Genomic DNA, 15,419 nt, shown 5'->3' on the forward strand with positions numbered 1-15,419 from the left:
GATGGGAAAGATTACAGGATTTTTAGAATTTGAGCGTCAAGATGAAGCGTATCAAACGCCAAAAAAGCGAATAAAAAACTATAAAGAATTCACGATTCCTTTAGATGAAGCTGCGCTTAAAGACCAAGGAGCGCGTTGTATGGATTGCGGGATTCCATTTTGTCATAGCGGTTGTCCGTTAGGGAATTTTATTCCTGATTTTAATGATAAGGTCTATAAAGGCAAATGGGAAGAAGCTGCGGCGATTTTGCATAAAACCAATAATTTTCCAGAATTTACGGGACGTTTATGTCCCGCACCTTGTGAGGAGGCGTGTGTACTCGGGATCAATGAAGATCCGGTGACTATTGAAAATATAGAAAAGAATATTGTAGAGACCGCTTTCGCGAAAGCATGGATCACCCCAAACCCACCTGAAGTGAGAACTGGAAAAACCGTCGCTGTCATAGGATCAGGTCCTGCCGGGCTTGCCGCTGCACAGCAATTGAATCTAGCAGGACATCTGGTGACTGTTTTTGAACGCGATCAAAAAGTAGGTGGATTGTTACGCTACGGAATCCCTGATTTTAAATTAGAAAAACACATTATAGATAGGCGGATTAAGATTTTAGAGGAAGAAGGAATTGTTTTTAAAACCAACGCTCATGTGGGGGTAACCATCGATGCTAACCAACTCAAAGAAGAATTTGATGCGGTGGTGTTATGTGGTGGTGCGACAGTACGTAGAAGTATTCCTATCCCCGGTGCCAACTTAAAAGGAGTCACCCAAGCGATGGATTTTCTAAAATTGAATAATCAGTATGTAGATGGATTGGTCCCTTTTGAAGAGATCATTTCTGCCAAAAATAAAAATGTGATTGTGATCGGTGGGGGTGATACAGGTTCGGATTGTGTAGGAACGTCGAATCGTCACGGAGCAAAGTTGGTGACGAATTTTGAGATATTGAGTAAACCCCCAGAAGGACGTCCTGCACATCAACCGTGGCCGTATTGGCCTATGAAATTAAAAGAGTCGTCTTCCCACAAAGAAGGGGTCGCACGATTTTTTAGCATCTCGACCAAAGAATTTATAGGCGATGCCAAAGGAAACTTAAAAGGTCTTAAAACGGTGGAGGTGGAATGGATTTTTAAGGAAGGAGAACGTCCTGAATTAAAAGAGATAGAAGGAACTGAAAAGCAATGGGATTGCGATCTTGCACTTCTCGCACTTGGATTTACTGGCGCAGAGAAAACCCTAGCGGAGCAATTTGGCGTAGCTATGGATTTTAGAACCAATATTGAGGCTTCGGTAAAAGACTATGCGACCAATGTAACGGGTGTTTTTGCCGCAGGTGATATCCGTCGTGGGCAGTCGTTGATTGTTTGGGCCATCTCCGAAGGTCGCCAGGCTGCGTATCACGTAGATACTTTTTTGATGGGAAGTTCAACCTTGCCGTTAAAAGATGATTTTGATTTGCCGGGGGTGTAACTAATTATCATATATTTTATAATTTGATTACATGTAATTATTGATTTCAATTTTATATATTGCTTTGTTAAGTTTAAGTATTTGATTTTTAATAGCTTTTGGAGTTTTTCCTTATTAGATTAGATTTTACTTAACTAGTTTAATATTTTCAAGTAATTATTTAATAATGAAGGATCCCAAATCAAAGATTAATCATGATATAATAAAAGTTTTTTTAGAATTAAAAAATGTTAAGTTTTCATATATAGCTATATACTTTGTGTCTTTAGCACTTGTTTATAAATACGCTTATTATAATACATTCAACATAGATATAACAACATTTATCTCTATATCAGATTTATATACTTTTTTTGTAGATTTATTTCCAGGGCTATTATATTTCTTTATAGTTCTATTCTTATTAACTACAGTTTTTATAGGGTCTGCTGGGGTATTTGTTACAATTATTAAAGCTTTAAACAATAATAAAACTAAGACAGAAGTAGATAAAGATCAAGAGATAGTTAGTGAAAAAGGTGGGCCGCTAAAAGTGCTAACAATTACTAACCTAGGTATGTTTATCTTATTTTATGTTTTCATTACAATTAGGGCTTTTCCTTTTTCAATTACTGCTGATGGTACTAGATCTTTGTATGACTCTACATCCTTGTTTTTCAGACTTATATTGACAATTTTATTGCTATCTGGATTTATTATCAGCATGTTGTCTACTAGTTATCTAGATGTTTCATTGAGTAAGACAAACGTAACCATAATTAAAGTTAAACTTATGTTTTTTGGAATATTTATATTCTACTTAACAGGCATAAGCGCTACTCTAAATGCAGGTTTCAAAATAAGATTTTATCCAACTAAAGTAATAGAGTTTACTTATAATAAAAAAAATATATCTTCATATGAAGATAATATTGTTTATGTGGGTAGTACTAGTAATTATATTTTTCTTTTTTATAAGGATAAGGCCATAACTAAAACTTTTAAAATTTCAGAAGTTAAAGATTTAAACTTTTTTAACAGAATGCATTATGATTATCAAAAAGATCAATTAGAAGATATTTCAAATGTATTAGAAGAAGGCGAAATTGAAAATCACTATGAATTGATAGATAGTATTTTCAAAGATTTAGAAATACTCAATTCACCTAAAAAAGATTCTATTCTTATTAAAGTATTAAAAATTAAAAGAGATTCTTCGCTTTCAGAAAAGGATAAATACAATAAATTATTAGATATTAAATCTTGTCTTTAAATAACTTTATTTGAAATTATGATTTTCTATAGAAATTGAATTTCTAGGTTATATGAATTGCTACCCTTTCGCGAAAGCGAACTCACCCTTAAAAACAGCATTTAAAAACAGCGATTACCTTTTTCATACACTGACTTTTATCATCTTTTTTAAGCGGCATTATGGCTACTTTTAGATAACAAATTAAACGTACCTATTATGAAAAAAAGAACGCCAGTGTCCAGTATTATGACCAAAAATGTGGTCACACTCAATACTAATGATACCCTCGAAGTAGCTGAAAAGCTTTTCAAAGAAAACAACATACGCCATATTCCCGTGGTTAGTGGATCTCATATTATAGGGATGTTGAGTTATACCGATTTATTACGTATTAGCTTTGCCGATGCCGTGTTTGATGATGAACAAGAAGTCGATACCACCGTGTATAATATGTTTTCTATAGAGCAGGTAATGGCTAAAAATTTAGTAAGCGTTCACTCGGATACGACTATAAAAGAGGTGGCAGAGATACTTTCTAAAAAAGAATTTCATGCGTTACCTGTCGTTGATGACGGTGATTTAATGGGGATTGTAACCACTACAGATCTTATCAATTATCTCCTAGAACAATATTAGCATAACAACTAGATTAAAAAATGCTTACATCAACTTTATTTATTGATGTAAGCATTTTTTTATTCTTATGTTTTACAACTGTTTTACAACGTATGATTTGATATCTATCTATGTATACGGAATGGTTTCTAAAACATGACAAATCGCCTCTAGACGTGCGGGTGATTTCTTATCGGCATCTATAATTTTCCAAGGAGCTATTTGTGAATTCGTTTCTGCAAACATTCGTTGTTTATAGGTGGTGTACTGATCCCATAACTCTTGTGCTTTCTCGTCTACAGCGGTCATTTTCCATTGTTTTTTAGGATCTTTTTTGATTTGCTTAAATCGTTTTGCCTGTTCTTGTTTTGTGATAGAGAAGTAGAATTTAATAAGTAGGGTATCTGATTGTATCAGCATTTTTTCAAATTCGTTTACTTGGTCCATAAAGATTTCATATTCATGCTCAGTACAAAACCCGTTTACAGGTTCTACCACCGCCCGATTATACCAACTTCGGTCAAAAAAGACAATTTCACCTGGTTTGGGGAGCTGATTGATATAGCGTTGGAAAAACCATTGTTTCCGCTCGTCTTCGGTAGGAATATTAAGGGCTACAATACGAAACTGTCGCGGATTAATATATTCTGTGATTCTTCGTATCGCACCTCCTTTTCCAGCCGCATCGCGTCCCTCAAATATGATGACTACTTTTTTATCATTTTCAATGACCCAGTTTTGGAGTTTAACAAGTTCTTCTTGCTTCTCACGTAGGGTATTGATGTATTTTAGTTCTGCTAGGGTTTTAGGAATGTCTATCTTTTTACTCTTTAAAAGTATTTCTAGTCCTATTTTGGAATTGAGAAGGCTGATATCTTCTTTGGATAGTGTAGTTGCTATTGTACTCATAGTTTGTTTTTTAGATATCAATTTGGATGGCGCCACGGTGGTATCGCATAATGACATTGGGATCAGGTAGGATAGAAATATGAGAGATTCCCTTACCTTTATAATCAAATTGAGATAATACATATCTCATACTTTCTAATCTTGCTTGTTTTTTATCATTGGTTTTGACAATGATCCAAGGGCTAAAGTTTGTGTGTGTCTTACTAAACATTTGCTCTTTATAATGGGTGTATCGATCCCATAATTGTTGTCCTTGCATATCTACAGGACTAAATTTCCAGCGTTTCAGTGGATTTTTTAATCGAGAATCAAAACGTTTTTTTTGTTCAGATTTTGAAATTGAAAACCAAAATTTGATAATTTTCAGGTTGTCTTCATATAATAAATGTTCAAACTCGGGGGCTTGTAAAATAAATTTCTCATACTGCTCTTTCGTACAAAAATCCATGACAGGTTCTACCACAGCACGGTTGTACCAACTACGATCAAAAAAGACAATTTCTCCAGGATTTGGTAGGGCTTTAATGTAGCGTCTAAAATACCATTGTCCTTTTTCTACTTCTGTTGGTTTTGTAAGTGCGACCACACGTGATGCACGGGGATTGAGGTGTTCTTTAAAACGTTTGATAGCACCTCCTTTTCCTGCGGCATCTCGACCTTCAAAAATAACAACAACGCGCATTTTTTTTTCTGCGATGTATTTTTGAAGGTTTACTAACTCGGCCTGTAATTCTAGGAGCTCGGCTTCGTACTTAATTTTTTTTAGTGCTTTTGAGATAGGGATTTCTTTTTTTTTGGCAATAGCAATAAGATCTTTTCTTGTTTTTGCTTCTGTAAGGTCTTCTGCGGTAAATTTCATGTGCGGTTATTTAAGCATACTATACGATCAAATATAGTACGTTTTTGAATGTTTAAAGATGATATCCATCAGTCTTTAGTGATGCTTTTACATACGAGTATTGGTATATAAAGTTATTTAATTTTTTCTATATGCCGGTTCTATAGTATATACTTTTGTGCTTTGGCTAGGCTTTGTAAAACTTTAGCTTTCGCGAAAGCGTACCCAGTAAGGAATGATAAACATTTAAGCTCTGTACGGCAGTAAGCTATTTTTTTGGATTATAGGTAAACCAAAAATGCTTACATCCAAGATGTAAGCATTTTTACCATATATTCACTTGTTGTGGCTTCTTTTAATGGATCACACTTTTTAGAACGACCTTAATTTTTTTAACAATCAAATGATCAATTTATATGAGATTAGAATGTAAAGCCTATGTTTATACTACTACGGCCATTTCTAACGGTTTCTCCTTGATTGTCTTCAAAAATATCACTAAATCCAGATTGTGCTCCGTATTCAATAAAAATTTGATTCTCTTTGTTGATAGGAATCTTAACGCCAATTCCAAAAGCCAATCCAAAATCGGTACCATTAAAACCATCCGAAATGTCAAGACCATTTTCTGTGACTTCTGCATTCAATAAAAATCCAGCGTAGGGACCTACATTTAGATACCAGTTACGGTTCTTTGCAAAATGCCAGTTCGCAAGTACAGGAACTGTTAGGTAATTCAAAGCAAAATTTGTTTTGAAGCTTTCTGAATCCATTTCATCAAAAATAGTGAATGTATCTTTCCATCCTTTTTGGTCGTAGTTTAGATTGGCACGCACACTCCAACGGTCAGAAAAATAATATTCTCCATAAGCACCTACATTAAGACCCACTCTAGAGCTTGATGCATCTTCATTGTCTAATGTTGATATATTCGATACATTAACACCTGCAAAAAAGCCATACTCAAATTCTCCTTTGTCTTGAGCATTGGCCATAAAAAAACTGCATATAGCAATTAGTAATAGGTACTGTTTTTTCATAATTCGATTCATTCTTTTTACTATTTATTTTATTAGTATTAGATAAGGTCTTCCCCAGAGTATTAAGAATGTACACTGAAAAATGCTGAATATACAGATAATTAGAGGTCTGTAAACTATACTTGAGTTAATTTCTGAATAAATTATGTTGATAAGGGTGAATCTATTATTGTGAGCCTCTTATTTCAAGGCACCATAAGGATCCGTAAGTACTAATTGTGTAAAGTAGCGGTAAAATAAAAATTCCCTATTCATCTGTTCATGAATTTTTTTAATTCAATGATTAAGACCCTTCATTTGTTGTGGGGTCACAATTAATTCTGAATAATATACATTTTTATCATAGTTCCTAAACAGGAGTGGCTTTTTATTTTTTTAAGTGTCTTAAGAAATGTATCTTCTCGAATTATATCACTAAGATTGTCAAAATTAAACACAACACATTACTTCAAACCTTATTAGGAAATCCTATTTCATTAATGGTGTTTAACAATACTAAATAATTTTTAGGGAAGTGTTTTTTGATTTTAGTAATATATCTCTATAAGATTTTTTAATAATTAAACAATTTAAATATGAAATTAGTAATACTGTCTGCCAATCCAAATTTATATTCAACCAAGAGGTTGGTGGAAGCTGGTGAAAAGAAAGGTCATGAAATGATGATTGTAGATCACACCAAATGTGATTTAGTTATCGAAAAAAAGAAACCAGGAATCATATATAGGGGGACTGAAATCAAGGATATAGATGGTGTGATTCCTAGAATTGGAGCTTCTGTTACGTTTTTTGGAACCGCTGTAGTGAGACAGTTTGAGATGATGAAAATTTTTAGTGCAACTGAGTCACAAGCTTTGGTGAGATCTCGTGATAAATTACGAAGTTTACAAATTTTGTCAAGAGCAGGTCTTGATTTACCTAAAACAGTTTTTAGTAACTATTCAAAAGATGTGGGTAGTGTAGTTGCAAAAGTAGGGGGTGCTCCTTTGGTTATTAAGCTGTTGGAAGGGACTCAAGGCATTGGGGTTGTATTGGCTGATAATAAAAATGCAGCAGAGTCTATGCTAGAAGCATTTAATGGTTTACAAGCTCGTGTAATTGTACAGGAGTTTATCAAAGAAGCTGGTGGAGCCGATCTAAGGGTATTTGTTGTAGATGGTGTTGTTGTAGGAGCCATGAAAAGACAAGGAAAAGAAGGAGAGTTTAGGTCAAATTTACACCGTGGGGGCTCTGCAAATATTATAAAATTAACTGATGAAGAAGAGAATGCGGCATTAAAAGCGGCAAGAGTACTAGGCCTTGGTATCGCTGGGGTAGATATGCTACAATCAGAACGCGGACCGTTGATTCTAGAGGTGAACTCATCACCAGGATTAGAAGGAATCGAGGCAGCTACAGGGAAAGATATTGCTAGTCAAATCATTAAATATGTTGAGCGGAATGTTGAATAAAGAGATCGAGATATTAGGACGTGCTATATCCAATGGCAAAGGCATGCAGATAAATTTGGATATAGCAAAATTGCATACACGCACTAAGATTGAAGTTCCTATCATTGTTGAAAGGGCAAAAGTAGATGGTCCTACGTTATTAATCACAGGAGGAATTCACGGTAATGAGGTAAATGGGATAGAAATCGTTCGGCAATTGGTTGCCAAAGGATATAATAAACCTGAACGGGGCATGGTCATCTGTATTCCAGTTGTTAATATTTTTGGTTTCCTAAATAAATCACGTGAGTTTCCAGATGGTCGTGATTTAAACAGAGTCTTTCCAGGAAGTTTACGGGGGTCATTGGCGAGTAGATTTGCCTATCATATCATTAAAGAAATAACCCCACTTGCCGAGTACTGTATAGATTATCATACAGGGGGTGATAGTCGTTTTAATGTTCCTCAAATAAGAGTAAGTGAAGGGGATACCGAAAGTATGAAACTAGCCGAAGTGTTTGGATGTCCTTTCATATTGCAATCTAAAAATAAAGAAAAGTCGTTTAGACAAACCTTGCGTAAACTAGGAAAAAAGGTAGTGCTCTTTGAAGGAGGCAAGACCTTATTTTTAGATGACGATGTGACAAAAGCAGGAGTTTCTGGCGCATTAAGAGTCATGCAACATTTAGGCATGAGAGATTTTACGAATGAATTGGATGGTATGGATACGCACACAACAAGACCTAATCTTATACAACACTCTTCATGGATCCGGGCAAAATACTCAGGGATGTTTCATTCTCATACACAATTGGGAGCACATATTACTAAAGGAGACGTTTTAGGAAGTATTTCTGATCCCTTTGGAGATTTTGAGAAACCTGTAAAAGCAACGTATTCGGGATATGTGATTTGTATTAATCAGTATCCTATTGTGAATCAAGGTGATGCTATCGTGCATATGTCTAAAGACATCGTATAATGATAGTTTGTTTACCTATATGATCGTAGTGTGGTTGATACAATTCTTTTTTAAATGAATACTTTCTGAAAAGAAAATATCAAATAACCAGAGTGACTTTATGAAGAAAGTAGTGTATCAATAGGTATATACTATTGAAATTAAATATATGCTATGAAAAAAGTCTTTACGATTCAAAAAATAAACTCAAAAACTATCAAAGAACTAGAAAATGCGTGGAATTTAGAAGATTACAAAGCACTTCTAGACATCATGGAGTATGGTGATACCAGCCAATTATCAATAGAAGATGCAAGTGTATTATGTTTGATGTCACTTTCAGATTATGAGCCCGAAGATGCTGCGGTACTCGTAATGACGTATGTTTTTGGATCTAAACTCACAAGGGGGCAAATCAATAATGTATCTCATGAGATGCGGGAAGAAAAAATGTGGGAAGAATATGCCGACTTATCGCTTCACGAATCTTTTTTTACTATTGGGCAGTTATTATATCAAGCCTATGATGGGAGATTTCCTCATCCAGAAGCGGTTTCTTTTCATTTAAAAATTACGGCTCAACATCCAAATGATTTATCTGTTTTTGATACAGATCTAGAAGTCCATTTAATTAGACTACTTGCACAAGGATTGCCAAAAAACGCCAAAATAAATAGACTTTTTGAAGATCAATTAAACGGGAAAGCGTTTTCTGAAGCCAAAGATATTATATGGCAAATCACTAAAGATAGGGGAGCAGATGGGGCATTAATCATCAAATTTATTTCCTCGTTGTACTGGTTTGAAGATCTAAAATATACAGATGGTTTTGAGAGTGTTTTGACAATTTCATAATGAGTTTACCTATCATAGACACGCTTCTTTAATGTTTGTAAAATAAATATCTAATTTAGTTGAATTTACAAGCGTGTTGAATTCTTAAATGCGCGCTATTTTTTGAAATGGGTTGTGTCCGCTCCTGCCTGCCGGCGAGGCAGGTTCGCGAAAGCAAAAAAAGAATGTGACCCCATATCATTTTAAGTGTCTCATATATCAATCCAAACCGAATAGATGATTTTGGAGAGAAGAATAATAACAACATTAATACTGACACACTATGAAAACTTTACAATTAATACCGTTATTTTTAATCGCATTCTTATGTAGTAATTTTACTGCTGTTGCTCAAGAAGAAGAGGAAGATGATGAAGAAATCATTGAAGAAGGTATTGAACAAGATGGCGTACCTACAACAGTAACTGCTGTATATCTAGGTTTTGCAAATGATGTTTATACGTTTTCTTTCAAAAATGAAGACGGCGATGAAGATGAAATTACCTTTGAGAAAATTTCAGAGGATATAAAAAAATCATACGATCTTACTACCAAGGATTTAGTGGGGAAAACGTTTATACTTACTTTTTCTCAAAAAAATGTTCCAGATCCAGATGATGAAGACATTCTCACAAGTGTAAATACGCTTATCTCTTTAAAAAAGGTATAATTTTCTAAGTAGCTGTTTTACGGCTTATTTTTATAAAGCTGAACGATCCAAGATCGTTCAGCTTTTTTATTTTTATCAGAATTTTAAAGAAAGTTCTGAGTGAACATACTTACTTTTTAGTGAGTTGTGGGAGTTAAAAATATCTTTTGAATACTCGGTACCCTCGCCCAGAGAATTATTTCACACATTATAGTCAGTCCCCCGTATAACAGAAATGGTTTTTCCACCTATAGCTTATCTTTTATTTACAGAGGTATGTTTATGATTTCTAACGGATTACTTTATTTTTCTTGTGGTCTAAAGCTTCCGCGAAAGCGTATAAAGAATATACAGATTTCTTGAAAACTAGTATTTCTCATATAAATGGGTATGACTTAGGTCATTTTATGATAGATTTTAAAATGATAATATTCTTGTGTAAATGTGTGTTCTGCTGCTTTTTAAAGTGAGACAGTATGAGAAATCTCATAGTTGAGCGCGTCGTAAATCTCTAAATTTGATATCTATGCCTAGCGCTACATTAAATACCAAAATACTTCATCATATTTTTGAGTCTTCTTCTCAAGCTACACTTGTTTTGAATACTGAAAAAGTCGTTACTAATTCAAATCTAGCGGCTCAAAAACTATTTGGTTACCACAAAAAAGAATTAGAGAATACATCCTTAGGGATACTAATTCCCGAATTAGTTAAAGAGAACATATCAAAAACAAATCAGTTTATAGAGGGTTTGTGGGTTTTTAAAAAAGATGGATCACAGTCACTAGTAAACGTGCAATTAACTAATCTTTCTGATGAAGAAGGTTTTGATACCGTGCTATTTATTCAAGATACTACAGATGGTTTGATATATCAATGGGCATTAGAAAGAAGTCAAAAGGATCTATCACACACTGAAAGTGAAGGTATTTTAGGGAATTGGTATTGGGTTTTTGATACAGACGAGCGATACTGGTCTGATGAGTTTTATAGAATTTGTGGACTACCACCCGGAGATGATCGTTTAAATACTAAAACAGCGTTGACATTTATCCATCCAGATGATCGTAAAATGGTTATGGAGGTAATCAACCAGGCTATTGAAAAGAATATACCTTATAGTGTTGAAAAAAGAATTATACAACCTAATGGTTCCGTACGAAATGTAGTTGCTCGTGGTAAAGTTCATTATAATACCGCAGGAAATCCAGTGTTTATGAGCGGTACAATGAGGGATATTACACTGCTAAAGAACAAACAAGTAGCACTTCTAGAAAGTAAAAGAAAATATAAAACACTCATTAATAACTTAAACGGTATTGTGTATTCTTGCGCGATTAACCTAGAATATACCATGAATTATATAAGTGATGGTTGTTATGCCATTACGGGGTATACTAAGGATGAGTTTTTAGATGGATCAATACATTTTGGGACTATTATTTTAGAGGAAGACCGATCTTATGCTTGGAGTGAAGTAGAAAAAGCATTATCACAAAAAAAACATTTTGATATCCAGTACAGAATAGTTTGTAAAAAGGGGAGTATAAAATATGTTAGAGAGATAGGATGTGGGGTTTACAATGATGAGGGTGTTTACACAACACTAGAGGGATTTATTACAGATGAGACCGAACAACATAGAACACAAGCTATCCTTGAATTGAGAAACCGAGCATTGGAGGCTGCTGCTAGCGGAATTATCATTGCAGATGCACTGCATCCAGATCTACCTATTGTTTATTGCAATAAATCCTTTACAAAAATAACAGGATATGAAAAAGAGGAAATTCTTAACAAGAATTGTCGATTCTTACAGAATAACGATAGGGATCAAGCACAAATTAAAACGATGAGTATGGCCATACAACAAAGTGAGCCGTGTCGTGTTACGCTAAGAAATTATCGCAAGGATGGCACCCAGTTCTGGAATGATCTGACCATTACCCCCATCAAAGATAAAACAGGTAAGACGACTCATTTTATTGGAATTCAAAATGATATTACACGTCAAAAGAATGCAGAATTATTAAAAGATGATACACGAGATGTTCTTAAGCTTATCACTGAGAGTGCAGAACTCTCAGTTATTGGACATAAAATTATTGAAGCTATAGAGAATCAAATACCAACGTGTGCTACGATACTATCTGTACGAAACCGTAAAACAGATGTACTAGAACCAGTCTCAGAATCTATAGAGATACAACCTTTGTCAAAGAGATTATACCAAACAGAATCTAATGACTTGGCTTTATTACATCCAGCCTTTACGACTAATGGGCTTGTCATCACAAAAAATGTATTTGATCATAAGAGATGGATAGCTTATCATGATTTAATTAAAGTATTCGGTCATAAATCTTGTTGGTCATTTCCCATAATTTCTACACAAAAAAAATCGCTAGGAGTACTTTCTATATATCATTCAGGTGAAAAAAGACTATCTCAAAAAACTAAAGAAACGATCACTAGTTTAATTAAACTCCTAACAGTAGCTATTGAAAAGAATCACAGTAATGCTGAATTAAAAGAAAAGGAAGAACAACTGAAAGCTTATGCACATGATCTTGAAGAAAAAGTAGAAGAACGCACAAGTGAGGTCATCGCAACAGTAGAACAACTTGTTACCACCAATTTACACCTAGAAGATCAAATACAAGTAGCGCAAGCAGCAGAAAAAAGTGCCGATGCGAGTAAGTCATTATCCTTAGCAATTGCTAAGAATTTTCCTAACGGATTTATCATTGTTTTTGATGCTAATTTTGAAATGATACTTAAAGAAGGAGAAGCCATTGATGAATTAGGACTTAGCAAAGTAATTTTTGATGGAATGTCCATAGATGACATCAAGATCTTCTCCAAAGAGCAAAAGGCTAAGTTAAAGGAAGATATTTTAAAAACGATGAAGGGTGAGCATCTAAGCTTTGAGATTTCTTACATGAGTAAATACTTCTCGGTCAATACCACGCCACTCATTGATGAGAATGGTGTAATATCTAGTGTTCTATTTGTATATAGCGATATTTCTCAGCAAAAGAGATTAGAATTAGACGCCCAAAATGCGCTTAAAAAAGAACAAGAACTCAACGAATTGAAATCGCGATTTATCTCAATGGCATCTCACGAGTTTAGAACTCCATTAGCAGCCATACAAACCTCTGCCATCCTTATCGCTAGACAAAACGAGCCAGGGAAAGAAGAAAAAAGAGAAAAGTATGTAAAACAGATTAGGAATAATGTGAAAAACTTGGTGATTATTTTGAATGACTTTTTATCGCTTAGTAAATTAGAAGAAGGGAAGGTGATTGCAAAAAGAGAAGTATTTGACCTTATTAGTTTTGGAAAAACGGTGATAGAAGAAGTGTCAATTACAGCTAATGTTGGTCAACGGATTCTATTTTCGTCATCAAATACAGAACTCTCATTTAATCTTGACCCCAAACTACTTCGTCATATCTTAATGAATTTGTTATCCAATGCCATCAAGTATTCTCCAGAAAACACAACTATTAATTTTAATATAAGTGAAGATGAGCAATGTGTAGTTTTATCTATAAGTGATCAAGGTATTGGTGTTCCAGAAGAGGAGCAAAAAAAAATATTTGAACGTTTTTTTAGAGCAAAGAATGCGCATAATATTGAAGGGACTGGTTTAGGTCTCAATATCGTAAAGCAATATGTAGAACTTATGGATGGTCATATTGATTTTGCCAGTGAAGAAAATAAAGGAACTACTTTTTGGATAAAGTGGTTAAAATCTACTAAATAATAAAACCATGAAGAAAGTATTAATTATAGAAGATAACCAAGATGTCCGCGAGAATACAGCCGACATTTTAGAATTAGCAAATTATGAGGTTTGCACCGCAGAAAATGGGAAAGTGGGTTTAGAACTTGCTAAGAAGTGTAATCCAGATATCATCTTATGCGATATTATGATGCCCGAACTTAATGGATATGAGGTATTACAACAGCTGAGCAAAGAAAAAAAAACAGTGATGATGCCTTTTATTTTCCTAACAGCAAAAACCGAAAGAAATGATGTTAGAAAAGGCATGAATCTAGGTGCTGACGATTATCTCACAAAACCTTTTGAAGAAAGTGACTTATTGCAGGCTATTGCAACAAGATTAAAGAAACATAGCTTCTTAAAAAAAGAATTTTCAAAAAACATTCAAGGAATTAATGAATTTTTAGAAGAAGCTTCTTCTCATGAAGGTATGGAGCGTATGTCTAAAGATCGTAGTATAAAAACCTATAAAAAAAGAGATACACTGTTTATGGAAGGAGACCCTGCCCATACCTTATATTTTATACAAAGTGGTAGTGTAAAAACGTATAAGACTACAGAATCGGGAAAGTGCTTAGTCACAGGTATATTAGGTGCTGGGCAATTTGTTGGCCAACTCTCATTACTTAATAATACAGGCGCTTATGTTGATACTGCTACTGTTTTAGAACAAGCAGAGGTCTTCGAAATACCTAAAGCAGATTTTAATACCTTGGTCTATGGTGATAAGCTAATTTCTAACAAATTTATGACAATGATCTCCAATGATCTTGTCCATATTCAGGAACAATTAGTAAGTATGGCCTTTTCAACAGTTAGGCAACGATTAGCAAAGGCACTTTTAGACCTAGATAATAATAAAACATCTCATACTTCAGAACATAAAGGAATTGATATTTCAAGAGAGGATTTAGCAGGCCTTATAGGTACAGCCACAGAAACTGCTATTAGAATGCTCACCGATTTTAAAGATGAAGGACTCGTTACTATTGCTGAGCGTAGAAGAATCATTATAGAGAGCAGGAGAGATTTAGAAGATATTGTACTTTTTGGATAGAAATGAGATCTATTGATCAACATCATTGAAAAAGAGGAATCACATAACTAATTTAGGGATATGATGATTTTATCTACACTAAAAATGATTACAATGACTTCTCAAGAAGATAAGATACAAGATAAGCAGTTTCTTATAAGGATATATACGAGCGTATTACAAATTAAAAAGGCGATCCGAAGTATTGTGAAAAATGAAGATTTGCATATTCAGTTATCCATCTTAGGAAAATCAACATCCCATTATTCTAACAAGGAAAATGGATCGTATAAAAAGATGTTGGATATAAAAATGCAGCTAAGTAACACGTTAGGAAAGCACATTCAATTTGGTGATTTTACTAATCCACAAATTGGAAAACTCTTTATTACTGGCCATTTAACAGAAACATTCCTTAGTAAAGTAGACGGAAAAAACTTAGCCTCATTGCCCGTTGGATTATATGGCATACTCAGAGGCGTCGGAGTCAAACTAGATCATATTGATGATTACTTAAAAGAATTACAAAAAGGAAATTTTCTTTTATTCATAAGAGGTGATGCAGAAGATTTGTCAACCATAGAAAGAGTATTGTAAAATTATTAAATACGA

General features: G+C 34.1%; 13 protein-coding genes. 10 read left to right on the forward strand and 3 right to left on the reverse strand.

All coding sequences use genetic code 11. From position 1 onward, the window contains the following. Position 1: 1 nt before the first annotated feature. The 3 genes from ACFO3O_RS11735 (at position 2) to ACFO3O_RS11745 (ending at position 3,338) form a co-directional block, all read left to right on the forward strand. Positions 2-1,468, forward strand: a complete 1,467-nt coding sequence (locus ACFO3O_RS11735; RefSeq protein ID WP_379978978.1) for a glutamate synthase subunit beta — start codon at positions 2-4, stop codon at positions 1,466-1,468. Positions 1,469-1,634: 166 nt separating this feature from the next. Next, the gene (locus tag ACFO3O_RS11740) at positions 1,635-2,720 is read left to right on the forward strand and encodes a hypothetical protein (RefSeq protein WP_379978980.1); all 1,086 of its coding nucleotides are present in this window, start codon (positions 1,635-1,637) and stop codon (positions 2,718-2,720) included. Positions 2,721-2,918: 198 nt separating this feature from the next. Next, a complete protein-coding gene (locus ACFO3O_RS11745) occupies positions 2,919-3,338 on the forward strand; it encodes a CBS domain-containing protein (RefSeq protein WP_379978982.1) in 420 nt (139 codons plus the stop codon). A gap of 108 nt (positions 3,339-3,446) precedes the next feature. Here the strand turns inward: ACFO3O_RS11745 and ppk2 (ACFO3O_RS11750) are convergent, their stop codons facing one another. The 3 genes from ppk2 (ACFO3O_RS11750) to ACFO3O_RS11760 all read right to left on the reverse strand — a co-directional run bounded on the left by ppk2 (ACFO3O_RS11750) (position 3,447) and on the right by ACFO3O_RS11760 (position 6,104). Further along, on the reverse strand, positions 3,447-4,226 hold the full coding sequence (gene ppk2, locus ACFO3O_RS11750) for a polyphosphate kinase 2 (protein WP_379978984.1): 780 nt from the start codon (positions 4,224-4,226) through the stop codon (positions 3,447-3,449). Between the two features lie 10 nt (positions 4,227-4,236). After that, positions 4,237-5,085 (reverse strand): polyphosphate kinase 2, encoded by an 849-nt coding sequence (ppk2, locus tag ACFO3O_RS11755; RefSeq protein ID WP_379978986.1) that lies wholly within the window; start codon positions 5,083-5,085, stop codon positions 4,237-4,239. Positions 5,086-5,486: 401 nt separating this feature from the next. After that, positions 5,487-6,104: a porin family protein gene (locus ACFO3O_RS11760; RefSeq protein WP_379978988.1), complete on the reverse strand. Its 618-nt coding sequence runs from the start codon at positions 6,102-6,104 to the stop codon at positions 5,487-5,489. 575 nt (positions 6,105-6,679) lie between these two features. Here ACFO3O_RS11760 and rimK point away from each other — a divergent pair. The 7 genes from rimK to ACFO3O_RS11795 all read left to right on the forward strand — a co-directional run bounded on the left by rimK (position 6,680) and on the right by ACFO3O_RS11795 (position 15,404). Continuing rightward, positions 6,680-7,555, forward strand: a complete 876-nt coding sequence (gene rimK, locus ACFO3O_RS11765; RefSeq protein WP_379978990.1) for a 30S ribosomal protein S6--L-glutamate ligase — start codon at positions 6,680-6,682, stop codon at positions 7,553-7,555. Next, positions 7,533-8,516: a succinylglutamate desuccinylase/aspartoacylase family protein gene (locus ACFO3O_RS11770; protein ID WP_379978992.1), complete on the forward strand. Its 984-nt coding sequence runs from the start codon at positions 7,533-7,535 to the stop codon at positions 8,514-8,516. The genes rimK and ACFO3O_RS11770 overlap by 23 nt, the downstream gene beginning before the upstream one ends. A gap of 153 nt (positions 8,517-8,669) precedes the next feature. Continuing rightward, a complete protein-coding gene (locus ACFO3O_RS11775; RefSeq protein WP_379978994.1) occupies positions 8,670-9,350 on the forward strand; it encodes a hypothetical protein in 681 nt (226 codons plus the stop codon). A 262-nt stretch (positions 9,351-9,612) separates the two neighbouring features. Next, positions 9,613-9,999 carry a hypothetical protein gene (locus tag ACFO3O_RS11780; protein WP_379978996.1) on the forward strand — a complete coding sequence of 129 codons (387 nt, stop codon included), beginning with the start codon at positions 9,613-9,615 and terminating at the stop codon, positions 9,997-9,999. A gap of 505 nt (positions 10,000-10,504) precedes the next feature. Beyond that, on the forward strand, positions 10,505-13,750 hold the full coding sequence (locus tag ACFO3O_RS11785) for a PAS domain-containing protein (RefSeq protein WP_379978998.1): 3,246 nt from the start codon (positions 10,505-10,507) through the stop codon (positions 13,748-13,750). A gap of 7 nt (positions 13,751-13,757) precedes the next feature. Further along, positions 13,758-14,828, forward strand: coding sequence for a response regulator (locus ACFO3O_RS11790; protein WP_379979000.1), 1,071 nt, complete (start codon positions 13,758-13,760; stop codon positions 14,826-14,828). A gap of 60 nt (positions 14,829-14,888) precedes the next feature. Beyond that, positions 14,889-15,404, forward strand: a complete 516-nt coding sequence (locus tag ACFO3O_RS11795; RefSeq protein WP_379979002.1) for a hypothetical protein — start codon at positions 14,889-14,891, stop codon at positions 15,402-15,404. The last annotated feature ends 15 nt before the right edge of the window (positions 15,405-15,419 follow it).

Origin of the sequence: Dokdonia ponticola (assembly GCF_042653865.1) — a bacterium.
Classification (GTDB): Bacteria; Bacteroidota; Bacteroidia; order Flavobacteriales; family Flavobacteriaceae; genus Dokdonia; species Dokdonia ponticola.